General features: G+C 67.4%; 21 protein-coding genes. 13 read left to right on the forward strand and 8 right to left on the reverse strand.

Annotation, left to right across the window (positions count from 1 at the left end; all coding sequences use genetic code 11):
- Window positions 1-27 precede the first annotated feature (27 nt).
- The 5 genes from C1922_RS12755 to C1922_RS12775 all read right to left on the reverse strand — a co-directional run bounded on the left by C1922_RS12755 (window position 28) and on the right by C1922_RS12775 (window position 6,761).
- A complete protein-coding gene (locus C1922_RS12755; RefSeq protein WP_108750094.1) occupies window positions 28-1,635 on the reverse strand; it encodes a glucoamylase family protein in 1,608 nt (535 codons plus the stop codon).
- A 236-nt stretch (window positions 1,636-1,871) separates the two neighbouring features.
- A complete protein-coding gene (locus C1922_RS12760; protein WP_108750095.1) occupies window positions 1,872-4,928 on the reverse strand; it encodes a TonB-dependent receptor in 3,057 nt (1,018 codons plus the stop codon).
- Between the two features lie 75 nt (window positions 4,929-5,003).
- On the reverse strand, window positions 5,004-6,041 hold the full coding sequence (locus C1922_RS12765) for a LacI family DNA-binding transcriptional regulator (protein ID WP_108750096.1): 1,038 nt from the start codon (window positions 6,039-6,041) through the stop codon (window positions 5,004-5,006).
- A 148-nt stretch (window positions 6,042-6,189) separates the two neighbouring features.
- Complete coding sequence (locus tag C1922_RS12770; protein ID WP_108750097.1) at window positions 6,190-6,465, reverse strand: BolA family protein; 276 nt, start codon at window positions 6,463-6,465, stop codon at window positions 6,190-6,192.
- The gene (locus tag C1922_RS12775) at window positions 6,462-6,761 is read right to left on the reverse strand and encodes a YciI family protein (RefSeq protein ID WP_108750098.1); all 300 of its coding nucleotides are present in this window, start codon (window positions 6,759-6,761) and stop codon (window positions 6,462-6,464) included. Before C1922_RS12775 ends, C1922_RS12770 begins: the two co-directional genes overlap by 4 nt.
- 362 nt (window positions 6,762-7,123) lie before the next feature.
- Between C1922_RS12775 and C1922_RS12780 the strand changes: the two genes are divergently transcribed.
- The 4 genes from C1922_RS12780 (at window position 7,124) to C1922_RS12795 (ending at window position 11,063) form a co-directional block, all read left to right on the forward strand.
- The gene (locus C1922_RS12780; RefSeq protein WP_108750099.1) at window positions 7,124-8,029 is read left to right on the forward strand and encodes a ScpA family protein; all 906 of its coding nucleotides are present in this window, start codon (window positions 7,124-7,126) and stop codon (window positions 8,027-8,029) included.
- Between the two features lie 13 nt (window positions 8,030-8,042).
- A complete protein-coding gene (scpB, locus tag C1922_RS12785) occupies window positions 8,043-8,921 on the forward strand; it encodes an SMC-Scp complex subunit ScpB (protein ID WP_108750100.1) in 879 nt (292 codons plus the stop codon).
- Window positions 8,914-10,605, forward strand: a complete 1,692-nt coding sequence (locus C1922_RS12790; RefSeq protein WP_108750101.1) for a pseudouridine synthase — start codon at window positions 8,914-8,916, stop codon at window positions 10,603-10,605. Before scpB ends, C1922_RS12790 begins: the two co-directional genes overlap by 8 nt.
- Before the next feature lie 197 nt (window positions 10,606-10,802).
- Complete coding sequence (locus C1922_RS12795) at window positions 10,803-11,063, forward strand: hypothetical protein (RefSeq protein WP_108750102.1); 261 nt, start codon at window positions 10,803-10,805, stop codon at window positions 11,061-11,063.
- 3 nt (window positions 11,064-11,066) lie between these two features.
- On the opposite strand, the gene C1922_RS12800 is transcribed toward C1922_RS12795, so the two are convergent.
- The 3 genes from C1922_RS12800 to C1922_RS12810 all read right to left on the reverse strand — a co-directional run bounded on the left by C1922_RS12800 (window position 11,067) and on the right by C1922_RS12810 (window position 13,582).
- The gene (locus C1922_RS12800) at window positions 11,067-11,501 is read right to left on the reverse strand and encodes a hypothetical protein (protein ID WP_108751591.1); all 435 of its coding nucleotides are present in this window, start codon (window positions 11,499-11,501) and stop codon (window positions 11,067-11,069) included.
- A 113-nt stretch (window positions 11,502-11,614) separates the two neighbouring features.
- Entirely contained in the window at window positions 11,615-12,421 is an 807-nt protein-coding gene (locus C1922_RS12805; protein ID WP_108750103.1) for an amidohydrolase, read from the reverse strand.
- 12 nt (window positions 12,422-12,433) lie between these two features.
- Entirely contained in the window at window positions 12,434-13,582 is a 1,149-nt protein-coding gene (locus tag C1922_RS12810; protein WP_108750104.1) for a pyridoxal phosphate-dependent aminotransferase, read from the reverse strand.
- 173 nt (window positions 13,583-13,755) lie between these two features.
- On the opposite strand from C1922_RS12810, the gene ccmA reads away from it, so the two are divergent.
- The 9 genes from ccmA to C1922_RS12855 are packed head-to-tail and all read left to right on the forward strand — an operon-like array spanning window position 13,756 to window position 20,532.
- Entirely contained in the window at window positions 13,756-14,403 is a 648-nt protein-coding gene (gene ccmA / locus C1922_RS12815; protein ID WP_108750105.1) for a heme ABC exporter ATP-binding protein CcmA, read from the forward strand.
- The gene (gene ccmB, locus C1922_RS12820) at window positions 14,400-15,095 is read left to right on the forward strand and encodes a heme exporter protein CcmB (protein WP_108750106.1); all 696 of its coding nucleotides are present in this window, start codon (window positions 14,400-14,402) and stop codon (window positions 15,093-15,095) included. The genes ccmA and ccmB overlap by 4 nt, the downstream gene beginning before the upstream one ends.
- A gap of 43 nt (window positions 15,096-15,138) precedes the next feature.
- Window positions 15,139-15,915 (forward strand): heme ABC transporter permease CcmC, encoded by a 777-nt coding sequence (ccmC, locus tag C1922_RS12825; protein ID WP_108750107.1) that lies wholly within the window; start codon window positions 15,139-15,141, stop codon window positions 15,913-15,915.
- Window positions 15,912-16,097 (forward strand): heme exporter protein CcmD, encoded by a 186-nt coding sequence (gene ccmD, locus C1922_RS12830; RefSeq protein WP_108750108.1) that lies wholly within the window; start codon window positions 15,912-15,914, stop codon window positions 16,095-16,097. The genes ccmC and ccmD overlap by 4 nt, the downstream gene beginning before the upstream one ends.
- Window positions 16,094-16,555 (forward strand): cytochrome c maturation protein CcmE, encoded by a 462-nt coding sequence (gene ccmE, locus C1922_RS12835; RefSeq protein ID WP_108750109.1) that lies wholly within the window; start codon window positions 16,094-16,096, stop codon window positions 16,553-16,555. Before ccmD ends, ccmE begins: the two co-directional genes overlap by 4 nt.
- Window positions 16,556-18,475, forward strand: coding sequence for a heme lyase CcmF/NrfE family subunit (locus C1922_RS12840; RefSeq protein ID WP_108750110.1), 1,920 nt, complete (start codon window positions 16,556-16,558; stop codon window positions 18,473-18,475). It begins immediately after the preceding gene.
- A gap of 8 nt (window positions 18,476-18,483) precedes the next feature.
- On the forward strand, window positions 18,484-19,101 hold the full coding sequence (locus C1922_RS12845; RefSeq protein ID WP_108750111.1) for a DsbE family thiol:disulfide interchange protein: 618 nt from the start codon (window positions 18,484-18,486) through the stop codon (window positions 19,099-19,101).
- Entirely contained in the window at window positions 19,070-19,546 is a 477-nt protein-coding gene (locus tag C1922_RS12850) for a cytochrome c-type biogenesis protein (RefSeq protein WP_108750112.1), read from the forward strand. Before C1922_RS12845 ends, C1922_RS12850 begins: the two co-directional genes overlap by 32 nt.
- Window positions 19,540-20,532: a cytochrome C biogenesis protein gene (locus C1922_RS12855; protein WP_108750113.1), complete on the forward strand. Its 993-nt coding sequence runs from the start codon at window positions 19,540-19,542 to the stop codon at window positions 20,530-20,532. Before C1922_RS12850 ends, C1922_RS12855 begins: the two co-directional genes overlap by 7 nt.
- The last annotated feature ends 57 nt before the right edge of the window (window positions 20,533-20,589 follow it).

A 20,589-nucleotide genomic window follows, 5' to 3' on the forward strand; every position in this document is an offset into this window, starting at 1 on the left:
AGGCGATGGGTCCAGGGATGCACCGGCTTACTTCCCCTGTCCAGTGTTGCGGTTGGCATTGTTCTTCTGTTCCTGCGCGGCGGCCGCGCGCGATTCTGCGATACCCACCGCGCGCGCCGCCGCGGCCTTCTCATCCTTCTGCAGCTGCAGCGGCTGGAACTCGCCTTCCGGCGCCAGCCAGCCACCACTGAACCCTGCCCGTTCCAGACCCTTGCGGATGTACGGGTTCTTCTTCATCACTTCCCAGACGAAATCGTCGCGGTAGTTGGCGATCATGGTCAGGATCGGGCCCTGGTCGATGGCGATGTAATCGCTGGCGACCCAGCCGCGGTCGGGCACCAGGCGCCCGGTCTTGATCGGAATGTCGTAGTTGAAGCTGGGGTTGAACGAATCCAGGAACCCGTAGCTGGAATAGATGTAGTCGCCGTAGCGCTTGTGCATCTCCACCGTGGCCGGGATCACTTCCTCCGGTGCGAACACGATCGAAGACACCGCCGCGGTCGGGGCGATGGTGCCGTCGTCGAAGTTCTCGCGCAGGCCTGCGCCGCGCGAGGAGTAATGGCGGAACTGGCGCTGCTCGCCCCGGTACTCCTGGGTGGTGTTCTGCGGGCCATCGCTGGCGGTCAGGCCCCAGACGTTCTCGCCGTAGTCCTTCCAGTTCATCGGGTTGGCGATGGCGTACTCACGCTGGGCCAGCGCCGCCGAACGGCTGTTGAGGAAGTAGGTGCTGCCGCGTTCGCGCATGTACGCGTCCTGGATATCGCGGAAGTCGATCCAGACGTGGCTGTACTGGTGGCCGAACAGCGGCCCGAAGGACAGGTATTCCTGGCCCTGGTAGACGCCCCAGTCGTTGTCGTAGGTACGGGTCCACACGGTCCACGCATCCGGGCTGACCGGGTGGCTGGGCGAGCCCAGGGCGAGGATGTAGACCATCATCGCTTCGTTGTAGCCCATCCAGTCGTGGTCGATGAAGCCGCTTTCGGGGAACCAGCCCATCGAAATGAGCGGTGCGCGCTGCTGCAGCCACGGCCAGTCCACCTGCTTGTACAGGCTGTCAGCGATCTGCCGGATCTCTTTTTCGCGCGGGTCGTCGCCGTCGTAGTACGACTGGGCGAACAACACGCCCATCATCAGCAGCGCGGTATCCACCGACGACAGTTCCACCCAGCTGTCGTAGCGACGGCCTTCCTGCATGTCCAGGAAGTGGTAGTAGAAGCCCTTGTAACCGGCCTTGCCGGTGCGCTGCGGGCCCATCGGCACGTCGCGGAAGAACTTCAGCGTGGTCAGGGTGCGGTCGATGGCCTGGTTGCGGCTGACCCACCCGTTCTCGATGCCGATCGGGTAGGCGGTCAGCGCGAAGCCCACCGAGGCGATGCTGGCGAACGGACGCGACGGGTAACGGTCCGGGGTCAGGCCGTTCAGTTCATTGGTGGTATCCCAGAAGAACTGGAAGGTGCGGCGCTCGATATCGTCGAACAGCGGCGGCAGTTCCGGCTTCATCGGCCGCGGCGGTGCGTCAGCCTCGACAAGGATCACCTGCGGCTTGGGCTTGGCAGGTGCTTCCTGCTGGGCCGGTTTGCAGGCGGCGATGGCCAGGGTCATCGCAGCGGCGGTCAACAGGTGGCGTGCCTGCATGGCGCGGTTCCTCCGGTGGGCTGTTCGATCGAAGAGCATAACGTCCAAACACCTGAAATCGTTTACAGCACGGACTCTTAAAAAACCACGAAAAACGTGGCCCGGGTGTCGGCGTCATTGCCCATGCCAGTGCACCGTGCGGTCGCGGTGCACTGGCATGGGCAATGGACCGGCCATCACGGCCGGCCATTGCACAACCGGTACCGCCGGCGAACCGGCGGTACCAAGCGCGATCATCAGAAGCGGAAGCCCACTTCGGCCTTGATCTGGCGCGGCGTACCGATGATGTCACCGGTCTCGTTGTAGCTGGCTTCCAGCTTGCCGTTGCTCTTGATGTAGTTGTAGCTGGAGAAGTTGTCGAAGTTGAACACGTTGATGATGTCCAGGCGAGCGTACAGCTCGGTATCACCCGGCATCTTGAACGTCTTCGTCGCCTGCAGGTCGACCGAGCGGTAGCCGAACACCTTGCCACCAATCAGGAACTTGCCATTGGCGTTGGGCACGGCGGCCTGCGGGGTCGGCAGGGTGTAGCCGCTGGCCTGCGGGATGCCGTACCAGTCGTTGACGGCGGTCGGGGTGGCCAGGGTGATCTTGCCACCGAAGGTGATGCCCCAGAAGCCCGCGTACGAACCGGTCACCACCAGGCGGTGGCGCGGCGCGCCGTTGGAACGGATGGTCGGGTAATCGCCGATCAGGCCGCGGTCGAACGCGTACTTCTCGTTGATGTCGCGGTTGTGGCGCGCGGTCGTCCAGGTGTAGGCGATCGAGGTGCCCCAGCCGCTTTCCTTGGTGAACGGCTTCTGCGCCGACAGCAGCACCTGGGTCGCACGGGTCTTGATGCCCTGCTGGCCGATGATCAGGCTGCCGAAGCCCGGCACGTTGCAGCTCCAGGCCTGGCTCAGGCCCGGGTCGGTGCCGCCGCACAGGCGCGGGTCATCGAAGAACTGGCCGGTCGGGTAACGGTTGCCCAGGGTGAAGGCGAAGCCGTCGTAGCTCAGGGTACGGGCGATGGTGGCGTCGGTCAGCCAGTCACCGATCTGGTTGCTCATGCCCAGGCTGAACTGATCCGAGTACGGGGCCTTCAGCTTGTTGTTGAGCAGATCCACTTCCAGACCGGCATTGCTGGTGGCGCCCACCAGGGCCTGCAGGTTGCCGATGCCATTGAGCAGGTTCGGGTTCCAGTCGTAGCAGGCGGCCTGGCCGTTGATGCAGGTGCCGGTGGTCGGGTTGCGGAAGTAGATCGTCGGCTGCGGCAGGGCCAGCTTGGTGGTTTCCAGCTGCAGGTTGTCGAACAGGTCGCGGTCGTAGGAACGGCCGGCACCACCGTGGATCACGTGCTGCTCGTCGGCGTTGATGTCATACGAGAAGCCCAGGCGCGGCTGCCAGGCATCCTTGAACGCCTTGCGGTTGTGGCCGTTGCTGATGTAATCGCTGATGTCCAGGCCGCCCAGCGCCAGCGAATCGGCGTAGGTCTGGCCGGCGGCAGCGCGCGGGTCCTGCGAATAGATGGCGTCCACCACCTGCTGCGGGGTCACGAAGTCCAGGTAGGCCGGGTTCTTTTCGTAATCCCAGCGCAGGCCCAGGTTGATCTGCAGGTGGTCGTTGACCTGCCAGTCGTCCTGGATGAACAGACCCAGCTGCTTGGCCTTGGAACGCACTTCACCGGACACGCCCGACACGCCGGTGACCGGCTTGACGAACTGCGCCTTGTACGGGATGTCCGACGGGAAGTCCGGATCGCCCAGGGTGTAGGTGAAGGTCGGGTTGATCTGCGCCGCGTCAGACGCGTACAGATCGATTTCCTTGTACTTCGCGCCCATCTTGATGGTGTGGTCGCCCGCCCACTGGATGCCGTCCAGGGTCAGGTTGTCTTCGATCGACCAGCCCTTCTGGCCCTTCACCTGCGAATCCAGTGCCGACGCGCCACCGACCTTCACGATGGTGCGGTCCTCGGTGCCGTCCGGTGCGGTGTAGGTGATGCCGTTGGCCAGGGTCAGCGGGGTCGGGTTGTTGAACGAATCTTCGTGGGTGACCATCAATTCGTTGTAGTAACGCTCACCGCTGTGGTTCCAGCGCAGCGCATAGCGGCGGTCGGTGTTGACCACTTCACGGCCGGCTTCCGGCGAGGTCTGGCCACTGAACTGCTGCTGGGTTTCGTCGCGGTCCTGGAAGGTCAGTTCGATGCGATCGTTGTCGGTCGGCTCGAAGTCGACCTTGGCGAAGATCAGGTCCTGCTGGAACGGCTGGCTGGCCGGGCCGAGGCCGGCAGCGCCGTCAGCCGGCAGCAGACCGACGCTGCTGGTCACCGCACCGTCCGGCGCGATGGTGACCGGCAGGTCGAAGCGCTTGGCTTCGTAGGTCACGAAGAAGTGGGCCTTGTCCTTGACGATCGGGCCGCCCAGGGCGAAGCCGTATTCCTTCTCGGCCGAGACCATCTTGTCCTGGCCCGCCTGGCGCTCGGCCGGGGTCTTGGCGCGCATGTCTTCGTCGGTGTAGCGGTAGAACGCCTCACCCTTGAATTCATTGGTACCGGACTTGGTCGCGGCGGTCACCGCGGCGCTGGACACCTGGCCGTACTCGGCCTTGTAGTTGCCGCTGATGACCTTGTATTCGCCGATGGCCAGCTGCGGGAACGGGTTGCCGGCGCTGCCGGACTGGCCGGCCACGCCGCCGCCCTTCACGTAGCTCTTCTGGCCCACGCCGTCGATGTAGACGTTGGTGCCGTCAGCATTGGTGGCACCGCCGCGCAGCGAGGTGTTGCCCTTGGCATCACGGGTGAAGATCATGCCCGGCACGGCGTCGGCGAACTCCAGGAAGTTGCGCGACACCTGCGGGGTGGTCTGGATCTGCTGCAGGCTGACGGTCTTGCCGACTTCGGAGGTGCGCACTTCCTGCAGCAGGGTCGGCGCGACCACGTTCACGGTGTCCAGGTTGGTGGCCGCGGTGGTGCCGCCGCCGGTGGCGGCCGCTTCGCTGAAGTTCAGCGTGGCGGTGGAGGCCACGGTGACGGTGACCTTCTGGGTCTGGCCGTTGGCCACCACGTCGTAGGTGCCCGGGTCCAGGCCCATCAGCGAGTAGCTGCCGTCGGCACGCACGGTGCCGCGACGCACCGAACCGGTGGCCACGTTGGTGGCGGTCACTTCCGCGCCGGCCTGGGCGCCGGACACCTGGCCACGCAGGCTGGCGTTGGCCGACTGGGCCATCACGTTCGGGGCCGCGGCCAGCATCAGGCAGCTGACCAGGGCGGTGCTCAGCAGCCGGCGTGCCGGCGTGCGGATGGTGGAATGCATCATCAACTCAATCTCCGGGTGGTGGTCCCGCTTGCGCGGTTCCTGCGATCAGTCAAAAGAAAAGGAAAGCCTCCGGCTTCAACGGCCGGATGGCGAGGTGGTGGAATCTCGAACGATCAAGCGGGGTACCAGCGTCTGCTTGTCCCCTGCCCCTTCCGTGGTAGTGCCGTCCATCAACTGCAACAGGCGCGTCATGGCCCGATCGCCCAATTCGGCGATACTGACCTGCATGGTGGTCAACGATGGGTGTACGAACCGCGCCAGTGGAATGTCATCGAAACCCGCCAGGGCAACATCGGTGGGCACGTGGACACCTGCCTGCGCGAACGCGTACAGACATCCCAGGGCCATCATGTCGTTGGCGGCGAACACGGCATCGGGCAGCGCACCGGCTGCCAGCAACTCCTGACCGGCGCGATGGCCGGAAGCTTCGTCGAAATCACCGGGCAGCTCGATGCCTTCGGCGCCATTGCCAGCAGCCGCCAGCGCGTCACGGAAGCCGCGCAGGCGCTCGCGCGCGTCGAAGTTGAGGTCCGGGCCTGAAATGAAAGCGATGCGGCGGTGGCCGGCATCAAGCAGGTGGCGGGTCATGGCCATCGCCCCTGCGTGGTCGTCGATGCTCAACACCGGGTGGTCCTGCGTGGGCAGGTAGGTGTTGATCAGCACGGTGGGCAGCGACTGCGGCAGGTTGTCGGTCAGGAACCCCGGGCTTTCCGCATACGGGGACAGCACCAGCAGGCCATCGACGCGGCCGCGCATGGCGCGCAGCGCAGCGCCCTGCTGCTCCTGGTCGCCGTGGTAGCTGGACACCAGCAGGTGCTGGCGGCGGCTGCGGGCCACCCCGTCGATGCCGCGCATCAGTTCGGAGAAGAATTCACCGTACAGATCGGGCAGCACCACGCCCACCGTATTGGTACGGCGGCTGCTGAGGCTGCGCGCAGCAGCATGTGGGGTGTAACGCAGCCGCGCGGCCACTTCCAGCACAAGCTGGCGGACCGGTTCGGCAACGTTCTCATGCCCGTTGAGCGCGCGGGAAACCGTGGCCACGGAGACCCGGGCTTCGCGTGCGACATCTTTGATTGTTATGGCTGCCTTGTTCACGAAGCCGCCCTCCACGGCTTGGACCTACCAGCTTGGCGCGGAATGTAAGCGTTTCCATCTGCGCTTGTAAACTGTCCGTTAGGCGAATGTCCCATTCCGGACACAAAAAGATGTCCCGGGCAGGCCCGCACGGTGACCTGCAAAGACAGTATCTGGGTCATGTTCAGCCCTGTTCTGACGGGGTATGTGCACGGATGGACAGCGCATGGATGTCGGTGTCCATCAGGCTGCCCAGGGCGGCGTAGACCGCACGGTGGCGCGCAAGCGGTGCCATGCCGGCGAAGCGTTCGCTGACCACGTGCACGTTGAAATGGCCGCGCCCATCGCGCGCGCCGGCATGGCCGGCATGGCGATGGCTGTCGTCTTCGATCTCCAGCACGCTGGGGGCCAATGCTTGCTGCAGCGCATCACGAATCTGTTCGATGCGCCGCGCGTTCATGGCAGCACCTTGCGGAACGCACGCACCTGGGTGCGCACGTACACGCCCGCAGCCACGTACGGGTCGGCTTCGGCCCATTCCTGCGCCTGCGCCAGCGAGTCGAATGCGGCGATGACCACCGAGCCGCTGAAGCCTGCCGGACCCGGGTCTTCGCTGTCGATGGCCGGGCATGGCCCGGCCAGCAGCAGGCGCCCCTGGTCGTTCAGCGCCTGCAGGCGCGCCAGGTGCTGCGGACGAACCTGCAGCCGCTGGGCCAGCACATCCTGGCCGTCATAGCCTTCAATCACGTACCACATGGGGTGGTTCCTCGTTCATGTTGCGGTGCGCCGATTCTAGCCAATGCCAGCCGGTTGCCCGCCGTTGCTGGACACTGGCGCGGCAAAGCCTTACCCTAGGGCCAATTGCACGTGGCTGGATGCAGCAGCCCGTCGGTTTCCGCGGCTTCCGCAGCCCCCGACGATCGCCCCGCCGCTTCCTGACGGGCCACGTAGACGACCTCCCCGTAGTCTTGTCGCTGCCGCTGTTGTGCAGCGCGTGCTGCTGTTTCATATGTGTGGAATCGCGCCGAGACAGGCGTGCCTGGTGCCCCCGTGGCCGTGGCGTTGGCCCGGCATGGCGGGTACCGCGACTGGTCCGTTGCAATGCTGACGTCCATTAGATGACTTCCGAACTCGCGCTCGACGCGAACCCGCCAACCCGGCCGCCCGCCCCCCAGCAGCAGGAAATGCCGCTGGCCGTGGTGCATGGGCAACCGGTCCTGCAGATTCCGCAGGACCTGTACATCCCGCCGGACGCGCTGGAAGTCATCCTGGATGCCTTCGAAGGGCCGCTGGACCTGCTGCTGTACCTGATCCGCCGACAGAACCTGGACGTGCTGGACATTCCCGTGGCCGAGATCACCCGGCAGTACGTGGAATACATCACGGTGATGCGCGAGCTGCGTTTCGAGCTGGCCGCCGAATACCTGGTGATGGCCGCGATCCTGGCCGAAGTGAAGTCGCGCATGCTGCTGCCGCGCCCGGTCAGCGAGGATGGCGACGAAGCCGACCCGCGCGCCGAGCTGGTGCGCCGGCTGCAGGAGTACGAACGTTTCAAGCAGGCGGCGGAAGATATAGACGCCCTGCCCCGGCAGGATCGCGACACCACGGTGGCGCATGCGTTCATGCCGGAACGGGCGACGGTGAAGCTGCCGCCGCCGGTGGACCTGAAGGAAATGCTGCTGGCCCTGCACGACGTGCTCAAGCGCGCCGAGCTGTTCACTGGCCATGCAATCAAGCGCGAGGCACTGAGCGTGCGCCAGCGCATGGGCGAGATCCTGGGCCGCATGGAAGATGGCCGGTTCTACCGGTTTGAAAGTCTGTTCACCGCTGAGGAAGGCAAGCTGGGCGTGCTGGTCACCTTCCTGGCCATGCTGGAACTGGCCAAGGAACAGCTGCTGGACATCGTGCAGGAAGAACCGCTGGCGGCGATCTACGTGAAGTCGCTGGCGGCCGGCAACACCAACGCCCCGCTGCAGTTCAGCAGCGAGTTCGACGACAACGACGCCGCCAACGAGAACGAGTGAGCGCTGCCTGCCGATGGACCAACCGCTGATCAACCGTATTGTCGAAGGTGCCCTGCTGGCGTCCAGCCAGCCGCTCACCCTGGCCCAGCTCAAAGACCTGTTCCCGGAAGACGAGCCGGCGCCGCCGGGCAGTATCGAGCGCGCCCTGGAACAGCTGCGCGAGGCCTGCACCGGCCGCGGCGTGGAACTGCTGGAGGTGGCCTCCGGCTTCCGCTACCAGGTGACCGCCGAAGTACATGGCTGGATCAGCCGGCTGTGGACCGAACGCAAGACCCGCTACACCCGCGCCACCCTGGAAACGCTGGCGCTGATCGCCTACCGGCAGCCGATCACCCGCGGCGAGATCGAGCAGGTGCGCGGCGTGGCCGTCAGCAGCAACATCATCCAGGCACTGGAAGAACGCGAATGGATCCGCGTGGTCGGCCACCGCGACGTCCCCGGCAAGCCGGCGCTGTTTGGCACCACCAAGGGCTTCCTGGACTACTTCGGGCTGAAGCGGCTGGACGAACTGCCGCCGCTGTCCGAACTGAAGGACCTGGGCGAACTGGAACCGCAGCTGGCGCTGGACCGTGACGGCCCGGCCGCCGCAGGCGCCGCCGGACCGGACATCAGTGCCGACCCTGACGGGGCTGCCAACGATGACACCCGCCTGGACGCAGGCACAGGCAACACCCCCGATTCCGCCGGCGCAGCCCCTGCACCGGCCAGTGACGAGCAAGCACCTTCGCCCTTCGATGCTGGGCACCCCGATTCCGCGCCGGGCGAGCGCGCGGTTCCCGTGAACGAACGCGAAGACAACGCCGTCGCGATGACGACCGTGGCTGTTGACCAAGCCGATTCCGAACCAGAGGCCGACCTCGAAACCGTCGGCCGGAGCAAATCTGATGAGTGACACCCCCCGTAACAAGCTGTCGCTGAAGCGCGAAGCCACCTCCGAACAGTTCAAGCTGGAAGAGCGCCTGCACAAGGTGCTGGCCCAGGCCGGCCTGGGTTCGCGCCGCGCGCTGGAACAGCGCATCGCCGAAGGCCTGGTCAAGGTCAACGGTGAAGTCGCGCAGACCGGCATGTCGGTCAAGAGCGGCGACAAGATCGAGCTGGACGGCCGTGGCTTCGTCGCCACCGCGCTGGCCGAGCCGTCGCGCGTGCTGGTCTACAACAAGCCGGAAGGCGAAGTGACCACCCGCGAAGACCCCGAAGGCCGCCCGACCGTGTTCGAAGCGCTGCCGCCGCTGAAGGGCGCGCGCTGGATCGCGATCGGCCGCTTGGACATCAACACCACCGGCCTGCTGCTGGCCACCACCGACGGTGAACTGGCCAACGCCATGATGCACCCGTCGTTCGAGGTCGAGCGCGAGTACGTGGTGCGCGTGCGCGCACCGGAAGGCGAAGAAAAGGTCAGCGACGCGATCGTCGACCGCCTGGCCCGTGGCGTGGCGCTGGAAGACGGCCCGGCCAAGTTCGACGAGATCGAACGCATCGGCGGCACCGATTCGCACGACTGGTTCCGCGTGGTGGTGAAGGAAGGCCGCAACCGCGAAGTGCGCCGCCTGTGGGAATCGCAGGGCTGCCAGGTCAGCCGCCTCAAGCGCACCCGCTACGGCAAGGTGTCGCTGCCGCGCGAACTGGCTCGTGGCCAGACCGTGGAACTGCCCAGCGCCCAGGTGGAAGCCCTGCGCGCGCAGCTGAAGCTGGAAGAAGGCGCGCCGTCGGCGCTGACCCTGCAGCCGGTGATCGGCCAGCGCCGCGCCGCCAAGACCACCGTGCGCGTGCGCGAAGGTGGCCGCGGCAACGCCTACGTCAACGGCCACAGCACGGCCGATGAAGGCCGCGAACTGCGCCGCTTCGACAACGTGCGCGAAGACCGCGGCCGTGGCCGTGGCGGCAAGGGCGGCGGCTTCAAGGGCGGCCTGACCGTCAGCGGTGAAGCGGCGGCCAAGCAGTCGCAGAAGCCGTTCAAGCAGCGCGCGCCGAAGAACGATCGCTCGCTGCCGGAAGGCAACCCGGCCGCGTTCCGCACCTGGTACGTGCCCGATGGCGTGAGCACTGGCCCGAGCGGCCACCGCAATGCCGGCCCCGGCGCGCGTGGCACGGGTGCTCGTGGTCCGGGTGCAGGCGGCCAGGGCCGTCCCTACGGCAAGCCGAAGGCCCCGGGTGCGGGTGCCGGTGGCGGCCAGGGCCGTGGTGGCTTCGGTGGCGAAGGTCGCGGCAATGCCGGCGGCCAGGGCCGTGGCGGCTTCGGCGGTGAAGGCCGTGGTGGCGCCGGTGGCGGCCAGGGTCGTCCGGCCGGCGCGGGCAACCGCTCGCAGGGCCAGGGCAACAAGCACCCGTACGGCCATCCGGGCAATGCCCCCAGCTTCCCGTCCGACCATGCCACCCCGGGCTTCAACCCGTATGGCAGCCCGAAGCCGGCGCACGGCGCCCGTCCGGGCGGTCGTGGTCCGGGTGGTCCCGGTGGCAACCGTGGCCCGGGCGGCAACCGTGGTCCCGGCGGTCCGGGCGGCAACCGCGGCCCGGGCGGCCCCGGCGGCAACCGTGGCCCGGGCGGCCCGCGCCGCAGCGGCCCGCGCGGCGGCTGATCGCGGTCCTCGCTGAAATGAAAAACCCCGGCTTCTGCCGGGGTTTTTTGTTGGCGCCTGGGTCGTGAGGGCGCCTGATCGTTGCGCGGGTTTTCTCTAGGAATTGTTTGAAAACAAGCCATTTGTGCCATAGGTCGCCGCATCTGGTGCGGCGGCTGCCTATCGTCAAGCCTCACTCACACGACAAGGCAACACCCATGACCGGCATCACCCCCGACCAGGCCCGCGCCAACGCCGACCTCGCTGGCCGTACCACCGACGAATTCATCCAGGACATCGATCATTCCATCGACGCCAACTCGCGCAAGGGCGAACGCCGCATCGTGGTGGCCCTGCCGCGCGGCCAGGCCCGCGAAGGCCAGGCCGAAGCGGTACTGGCGCATTACCAGGATCGCGGCTACGTGGTCGAACAGCTCAGCGTGACCGGCCACGCCTGGCACCTGCAGATCGGCTGGTAAGGCTCAGCGGCGGCTGATGGTGAACGCCGCACCATCCACGCCCAGGTCCCAACCCTTGCCGGTGCCGGACAGGGCCAGCGAGATATCGCCCTTGGTCATCACCTGGGCGTTGCTGGATTTCACCGCACCGGCATGGGCACCGACCGAGGCATAGGTGCCCAGCAACTCACCGACGCTGCTCGCGCCGGTGAAACTGCCACGGCCATCGGTGATCTTCGACTTGCCCACGGTCAGGCCACCGCCCTTGAGCTGGATGCGCACCGGCATGCTGGCGCCGTTGCTGCAGCGGACCGTACCGGTGCCCGAGGCGGTCTTGTAGATCAGCGACCAGCCGGACAGGTTGTAGCGCAACTGGCAATCCAGGTTGCCGCCGGCCTGTGCGGCCGGGGCCAGGGCGCTGGCGGCAAGGGCCAGCAGCAGGGCAAGGGACTTCTTCATCGGCAGCACTTCCACTTCAATCGGACTGCCGGCGAATCTAGCAGCGCGCGCGTGCACGGTGGATGCAGGCGCGCGCATGGGTGCGGCAAGCGTTCAGCCGCCGCAGCGTGCGCTCAGGCGCGTTCGTCCAGATGGAAGGCGTCGGCATCGAGCATGGCCGGGAAACGCGCGCGGTGCGCGGCCAGGGCTTCGGCCGAGATGGTGGTGGTGACCACCTGCTCGCGCTCGCGGATCTCCACCTGCGGCTGGCCCAGGAAATCGATCACCGCACTGTCGCCGGCGTAGTGCAGCTGGTTGCCGTCCACGCCGATGCGGTTGACCGCCGCCACGAAGCACAGGTTCTCGATGGCGCGCGCGCGCAGCAGGGTCTTCCATGCATAGGCACGTGCCGAGGGCCAGTTGGCCACGAAGATCTGCAGGTCGAAATCCATCTGCCCTGCCCGCTCCACGTTGTAGCGGTTGCGGCAGAACACCGGGAAACGCAGGTCGTAGCAGACCTGCGGATTGATCCGCCAGCCCTTCCATTCCACGCTCAGGCGGTCGCGGCCGGCGGCATAGCGTTCGTGCTCGCCGCCGTAACGGAACAGGTGGCGCTTGTCGTAGTACTGCAGCGCGCCGTCCGGCGTGGCAAACAGCAGGCGGTTGTACACGCCCTCGCCTTCACGCAGCTGCACGCTGCCGATCACCGCCGCGTCCAGTGCCTTGGCCTGTTCGCGCAGCCAGGCCACGGTCGGGCCGTCCATGCCTTCGGCCTGGGCGATGGCATCGTTGGAAAACCCACTGGTGAAGGTCTCCGGCAGGATCACCAGGTCGGTGCGGCCGGCCAGCGGCGCCAGCAGCGCACCGTAGTAATCGCGGTTGCCCGCCGGGTCATGCCAGCGGGTGTCGCCCTGGACAAGGGAAATGCGCAGGTCCTGCATGGTCGTGTTCCCTCAGAGCAGGCGCAGGCGTTCGATCGCCGCGTCCAGGGTGGCTTCGTTCTTGGCGAAGCACAGGCGCACCAGGCGCTGGCCCACCGGAGCGGTTTCGTAGAACGGCGACAGCGGAATGGCAGTCACGCCCTTTTCAATCGTCAGCCACTTCACGAATTCGTGGTCGGGCAGATCGCTGATGTCCGAATAGTCGACCAGCTGGAAGTAGCCGCCCGGCACCGGCAGCGGCTTCAGGCGCGTACCGGCCAGCTGCTCGCGGAAGCGATCACGCTTGGCCTGGTAGAACGCGCCCAGTTCCAGGTGATGTTCCGGCTCGTCGCGGATCATCGCGGCAAACCCGTACTGGGCCGGGCCGAAGCTGGTGAAGGTGTTGTACTGGTGCACCTTGCGGAATTCGGCGGTCAGCAGCGGCGGCGCCACCGCGTAGCCGATCTTCCAGCCGGTGCAGTGGTAGGTCTTGCCGAAGCTGGAGATGACGAAGGTGCGCTCGCGCAGCTCCGGGTAGCGCAGTGCTGATTCATGGCGGCGGCCGTCGTAGATGATGTGCTCGTACACCTCATCGGAAATCAGGTAGATCTGCGTACCGCGCAGCAGGTCGGCCAGCGCCTGCATGTCGGCCTCCTCCAGCATCGCGCCGGACGGGTTGTGCGGGGTGTTGACCATCAGCATGCGGGTGCGCGGGGTGATCGCCGCACGCACGCGGTCCCAGTCCACGGCAAAGGTCTGCGGGTCCAGCGGCACGTGTACGGCGGTGGCGCCGGCCAGCTCGATGGCCGGCTCGTAGCAGTCGTAGGCCGGGTCCAGCACGATCACTTCCTCGCCGGCACGCACCACGGCGTGGATGGCGTTGAAGATCGCCTCGGTGGCGCCGCTGGTGACGGTGATCTCGGTGTCCGGGTTGATCGTCGCGCCATACAGGTCCAGCGACTTCTGCGCGATCGCCTGGCGCAGCGGCGCCACGCCGGTCATCGGCGGATACTGGTTCAGGCCGGCCGCCATCGCCCTGCTGGTCTCGTCGATCAGCCGCTGCGGTGCGGAGAAGTCCGGGAAGCCCTGGCCCAGGTTGACCGCGCCGTGTTCGGCGGCGAGCTGGGACATGACCGTGAAGATGGTGGTGCCGACCTTGGGCAGCTTGGTGTTCGGTTGCATCGGCCTGGAATATGGGAGAACAAGGCCCGGAAGTGTACGAAATCCACGCCCTGCCTGCGGAACCGGGCCGTTCTTTGCATATTCCACGCCGCCAGCGGCCCGGGTCCGGCGCTACCGGGGCCGCATTCACCGCTACAATTGCCGCCGCACCCCGGCATGAAGATCCCTGCCCCTTGAACACCCCTGCATTGCTGGCCGCCAGCGGCCTGAGCTTCTCCCGCAATGATGAGCCCGTGTTCGGCCCGCTGGACTTCCATGTGGACGCCGGCGAGGCGCTGCTGGTGCAGGGCGGAAACGGCGCCGGCAAGACCACCCTGCTGCGCGTGCTGGCTGGCCTGGCCCGGCCGGGCGCCGGCCAGGTGCGCATCGACGGCAAACAGGCCAGCACGGCCGAGCGCGCGCGCTACGTGGCCTACCTGAGCCACCTGCCCGCGCTGAAGCCGGACCTGGACACGCTGGAAAACCTGCACTTCCTGTGCGGCCTGCATGGGCGGCGCGCACGGCAGATGCCGGGCAATGCGCTGGCCATCGTCGGTCTGGCCGGTTACGAGGACACCCTGGTGCGGCACCTGTCGGCCGGGCAGAAGCGGCGGCTGGCACTGGCCCGCATCTGGCTGTCACCGGCCCCGCTGTGGCTGCTGGACGAGCCCTACGCCAACCTGGATCTGGACGGCATCAATCTGGTCAACCGGATGATTTCCGCGCACCTGCGCAGCGGCGGTGCCGCCCTGGTCACCACCCATGGTGCCTATGCCGCACCGCCGGTACGCACGCGCCTGCTGGAACTGCAGCCGGGTCTGGCCCAGGGAGAAGCCGCATGATCGCCCCGGGCACCGAACCGGGTCTGTGGCAGACCGCGCGCGCCCTGGTGGCGCGCGACATGCGCCTGCTGTGGCGCCGCCGTGGCGATGCCCTGCAGCCGCTGCTGTTCGCGCTGCTGGTGGTGGTGCTGTTCGCCCTGGCCCAAGGCCGCGATCCGCAGCCGCTGGCCGCCACCGCCGGCGCCGTGCTGTGGCTGTCGGTACTGCTGGCCGGGCAACTGGCGCTGGACTCGCTGTTCCGTTCCGATGCCGAAGACGGGTCGCTGGAACAATGGCTGCTGGCCCCGGTGCCATTGGCCTGGCTGGTACTGGTGCGGGTGCTGGTGCACTGGGCCACCACGGCGCTGCCGCTGATCGTGGTCAGCCCGTTGCTTGCGGAAATGCTGCATCTGCCACATGACCAACTGCCGATGTTGCTGGCATCGTTGCTGCTGGGAACACCCGTGTTGAGCCTGATCGGCGGTGTGGTGGCAGCACTGACCGTCGGCATCCGGCGCTCTGGTATTCTCGTGGCGTTGCTGTCGTTGCCGCTGTATGTACCGGTGCTGGTGTTCGGTGCAGGCAGTCTGGCGGCAGCCGGCCGTGGGCAGGATCCAGTCGGTGCGCTGCTGATGCTGGGCGCGGGGCTGGTGGTCGCCCTGGTGCTGGCACCGCTGGCCACGGCCGCGGCCATCCGTATTTCTCTGAGTTGAACGAGCTGAGAGCCAATCCATCCCTGCTGGATAGCCGCCACGCATGAATCCGATCGTCCGCTGGTTCCACCAACTCGGTTCACCTCCGACCTTCGATCGTTTCGCCGCGCGCTGGTCCCGCGTGTTCTACGCCGCAGCGGTACCGGTGCTGCTGATCGGCCTGTGGCAGGGGCTGTTCGTGGCGCCGCCGGAACAGAACCAGCACGATGCCTTCCGCATCATCTACATCCACGTGCCCAGTGCCTGGATGAGCCTGTTCGTGTTCGCGCTGATGGCGGCCTATTCCGCCATCGCACTGATCTGGCGGATCAAGATCTGCGAAATCCTGGCCATGGCCTGTGCGCCGATGGGCGCCGGCTTCACCCTGATCACCCTGCTGACCGGCAGCATCTGGGGGAAAGGCACCTGGGGCACCTGGTGGGACTGGGACCCGCGCATGACCAGTGAGCTGATCCTGCTGTTCCTGTACCTGGGCGTGATCGGGCTGTACCACGCCATCGAGGACCGCCGCAGCGCCGCGCGCGCCGCCGGGCTGCTGGCGATCATCGGCGTGGGCCTGCTGCCGGTCATCCGCTATTCGGTGGACTGGTGGGGGGCGCTGCACCAGCGCCAGTCGATCAATGTGTTCGGTGGAAACGCGGTCCGCCCGGAACTGATTGCACCGCTGTGGTGGATGGTGGTGGCCACCAAGCTGTGGTTCGTCGGCTCGCTGCTGGCCAAGGCGCGCGCCGACAACATCGCCCGCGAGGCCGGCAAGGCCTGGATCGGCGAACGCTTCGGCACGCCAGCGGCAGCCCGCCACACGGAGCCACGGCCATGACCCACCTGCCCTATCTGATCGCGGCGTTTTCGGTGTTCCTGCTGGTGCTGGGCTGCGATGCGCTGGGTTCCTGGCTGCGCCTTCGCCACGCCCGGCAACAGGCACTGCGCCGCCAGCAGCGGTTGCAGGCGCGCAGCAACGGCCCGGCAGCGGCGCCGCTGGCCACCGAGCTCAGCCGATGACGCCGGTGCAGCGACGCCGCATGGTCTGGGTAATGCTGCTGCTGTTGGCCTCCGGGCTGGCGACCACCCTGGTGGCCTTCGCCCTGCAGCGCAATATCGCCTATCTCTACACCCCGTCTGAAGTGCTGCGCGGGGATGTCGACGCGCAGTCGCGCTTCCGCCTGGGTGGCATGGTGGTGAAGGGTTCCTTCGATCGCCCCAGTGGTTCGCTGCAGGCACATTTCGTGGTGACCGATGGCGATGCCACGCTGCCGGTCAGCACCGATCGCATCCTGCCGGACATGTTCCGCGAAGGCACCGCCGTGGTCGCCAGCGGCCGCCTGCAGGACGGGGTGTTCGTGGCCGACGAAGTGCTGGCCAAGCACGATGAGAATTACGTGCCCAAGGAAGTGGCCGACAAGATGGGCGATGCCCATCGCAAGCACGACGTGCCGGTAACGGCGCCCGAGGTGCGCTGAGTGCTGCCGGAGCTGGGTCAGATCCTGCTGTTGTGTGCGTTGCTGGCGGCGCTGCTGCAGGCCGGCCTGCCGCTGGCCGGCGCGCAGCGCGGCAACAGCGCCTGGATGGCCACCGCACGCCCGGCCGCCTTCGCCCAGCTGCTGCTGGTGGCCGCTGCATTCGCGGTGCTGACGGCCGCCTTCGTGCAGCAGGATTTTTCAGTGCGCTACGTGGCCGAGAATTCCAATTCGCTGCTGCCGCTGATCTATCGCTATTCGGCGGTGTGGGGCGCGCACGAGGGCTCGCTGCTGATGTGGGCACTGGTGCTGGCGCTGTGGACCGGTGCGGTGGCGCTGTTCTCGCGGCAGTTGCCGGCGCCGGTACAGGCCCGCGTACTGGCGGTGATGGGCGTGGTCAGCGTCGGCTTCCTGGCCTTCCTGATCTTCACCTCCAACCCGTTCCTGCGACTGAACCCGGCGCCGCTGGAAGGCCGCGACCTGAATCCGCTGCTGCAGGACCCGGGGCTGATCATCCACCCGCCCATGCTGTACCTGGGCTACGTCGGGTTTTCGGTGCCCTTCGCCTTCGCCGTGGCCGCGCTGCTGGAAGGCCGCGTGGATGCACGCTGGCAGCGCTGGACGCGGCCGTGGACCAACGTGGCCTGGGGCTTTTTGACCCTGGGCATCGCGCTGGGCAGCTGGTGGGCGTATTACGAACTGGGCTGGGGTGGCTGGTGGTTCTGGGACCCGGTGGAGAACGCCAGTTTCATGCCGTGGCTGGTCGGCGCCGCACTGATCCATTCGCAGGCCGTCACTGAAAAGCGCGGCACCTTCGGCAGCTGGACCCTGCTGCTGGCCATCGCCGCCTTCGCGCTGTCCCTGCTGGGCACCTTCCTGGTGCGCTCGGGCGTGCTGACCAGCGTGCATTCGTTCGCCGCCGACCCGTCGCGCGGCCTGTTCATCCTGATCTTCCTGTCGCTGCTGGTCGGTGGCAGCCTGCTGCTGTACGCGCTGCGTGCCGGCCGCCTGGGCATGGACAGCGATGATCCACGGCGCGGCTTCACCGCCACCTCGCGCGAGACCCTGCTGCTGGGCAACAACCTGCTGCTGGCCACCGCCTGCGCCATGGTGCTGCTGGGGACCCTGTACCCACTGCTGGCCGATGCCTTGTCGCTGGGCAAGATTTCGGTCGGCCCACCGTACTTCGGCAGTCTGTTCCTGCTGCTGATGGCACCGCTGGTGCTGCTGCTGCCGTTCGGGCCGCTGGTGAAGTGGCAACGCGACCAGCCCTCGCGCGCCCTGGCCCTGCTGGCACCGTGGATGGGGCTGGCGATCGTGCTGGGTGCGCTGGCGTGGTGGCAGGCACCGCAGAATGGCTGGAAGGCGGGCCTGGGCGTCGCGGCCGCGGCCTGGGTCGGCCTGGGCACCGCGCGCTTCGTCTGGCAGCGGCTGCGCGGCAATGGCCGCTTCACCGCCGAAATGCTCGGCATGATCGTGGCCCATGGCGGCATGGCGGTGTTCCTGGCCGGGGCGCTGCTGGTGGAAGCACTGAACGTGCAGCGCGAAGTAGCGCTGGCGCCGGGGCAGCAGCTGGTCGTCGGCCGCTACGAAGTCCGCTTCGAAGGCGTGGACCACCGCGAAGGCCCCAATTTCGTGGCCGACCGCGGCCACCTGCGGGTGTTCCGCAATGGCCGCGAGCAGGCCCTGCTGCACCCGGAAAAACGCCAGTACGCCAGCGGCGGCCAGGTGATGACCGAGGCCGGCATCGATGCACGCCTGAACGGTGATGTCTACGTGGCATTGGGCGAGCCGCTGGGCAACAATGCGTGGGCGGTACGGGTGCACATCAAACCGTTCGTGCGCTGGATCTGGCTGGGCGCACTGCTGATGGCACTGGGCGGATTCATCACCGCCGCCGACCGCCGTTTCCGTCGTCCGTAGGAGTTTTCATGTCGTCGTCCCCTGCTCCGCGTCCATCGCGCCCGCTGCCCCCCGTCGCCATTGTCATCGGTGTGCTGTTCTTCTTCGGCCTGCTGGGGTTGATGGTGTACGGAGTGATGAAGTCGGGGGATCCGCAGCGCGACGTGCTGCCTTCGGCGCTGATCGACAAGCCGGCCCCCGCCTTCGCGCTGCCGGTGCTGCACGACCCGAGCATGACCGTGCGCAGCGAAGAGCTGCGCGGCGCGCCCTACCTGCTGAACGTGTGGGGCAGCTGGTGCGCGGCCTGCCGCGAGGAACACCCGGTGTTGACCCGCTTCGCCGAAAGCAAGCGCGTGCGCGTGATCGGCTACAACTGGAAGGACGAGCCCACCGATGCGCTGCACTGGCTGGAGACACTGGGCAATCCGTTCATGGTGGTGCTCAGTGACATGGAAGGCCGTACCGCGATCGACTGGGGCGTTACCGCTGCGCCGGAAACCTTCCTGGTCGATGGCAGTGGCATCGTGCGCTGGAAGTACAGCGGCGCGATGACCCAGCAGGTGGTGGACGAAAAGCTGATTCCCGCTCTGCAGAAGATCGAAAAGGCCCAGGGCCATGCCGATACCGGCCTGCACGGCAATCCGTAACGCGCTGCTGGCGCTGCTGCTGTGCGCGGCGCTGCCCGCACTGGCGCAGCAGCCGCTGCACGACCCACGGCCGCTCGCCTTCCGCAGCGCGGCCGAAGAAGCCCGCTTCCACAACCTGGCCGCGCAGCTGCGCTGCGTACAGTGCCAGAACCAGTCCCTGGGCGATTCCAACGCACAGATCGCCCAGGACCTGCGCCGTGAAGTGCTGCAGTTGATGCAGCAGGGCCACGACGATGCACAGATCAAACAATTCCTGGTCGCCCGCTACGGCGAATTCGTGCTGTACCAGCCGCCGCTGCAGCCGGGTACCTGGCTGCTGTGGGGCGGGCCGTTGCTGATCCTCGGCGGCGGTGCCCTGCTGGTGCTGGGCATCGTGCGCCGGCGCGGCCGCACGGTGGCACCGGCAGCGGCCAACAGCAACGCCGATGAAGGAGATGGCTGGTGAGCTACACACTGCCCGTGCTGGCCGGCCTGGTGGCCGCGGTGATGGCCGCGCTGGTGCTGTGGCCGCTGCGCCGGCAGGGGCGCAGCGGTTTCTTGCTGGGCGTGTTCGCGCTGGGCGTGGCCGGTGCCTGCCTGTACCTGCTGGTGGGCGACCCGCGCGCAGCGCAGGTGCAGCCGCCGCCATCGGTGGCGACCCTGCGTGAAGGTGTAACGGCGTTGCAGCAGGCCCTGCAGCGCGATCCCCAGCGCGCCGATGGCTGGGCACTGCTGGGCCGTTCGCAGACCGAACTGGGCGATGCACAGGCGGCGGCCGATGCCTTTGCGCGTGCCGCAGCATTGGCACCGGACGATGCCGGCGTACTGGTGGAAGCGGCACAGGCGCGCGCGCAGGCCGATGCCGCCAAGCAGTTCGATGACACCGCCATGGCGTGGTTGCAGCAGGCGCGGCGGGTGGCACCGCAGGCCGAGCGGGCCAGCTGGCTGCTGGGCATTGCCCTGCGCCAGCGCGGCCGCAATGCCGAGGCTGCCGAGATCTGGAGCAGCCTGCTGCCGCAGCTGGAACCAGGCGCCGCGCAGGCCCTGCAGGCGCAGATTGCGATTGCCCGCGAAGCCGCGGGGCAGGCAGTCGATCCTGCCGCCACGGCGGCACCGGCGTTGCTGCAGGTGCAGGTGCAGCTGCCCGACGCGGTGAAGCACGGCGACTGGCCGGCCAGTACGCAGGTGTTCGTGCTGGCCCGCGCCGTGGGCGGCCCGCCGATGCCGGTGGCGGCGCGCAAGCTGCCGTTGACCGCCTTCCCGGCCACGGTCGGGCTCGGCGACGCTGACAGCCCGATGCCGACGGCACCGCTGTCGGCGCACCGCGAGGTGGAAGTGCTGGCACGCATTTCGCGCAGCGGCAGCGCCAACCGCGGCGAAGGCGACCTGCAGAGCGAGGCGGTGCGGGTAACGCTGCCGCATGACGGCGTGGTGGCGCTGCGGTTCCCCTGATCCACGCAGCCCTGCGCTCGCCGGGCCGCGTCACCGGTAACGCTGGGCCATGCCCGG

It is taken from the genome of Stenotrophomonas sp. ZAC14D2_NAIMI4_7 (assembly GCF_003086675.1).
GTDB lineage: Bacteria > Pseudomonadota > Gammaproteobacteria > Xanthomonadales > Xanthomonadaceae > Stenotrophomonas.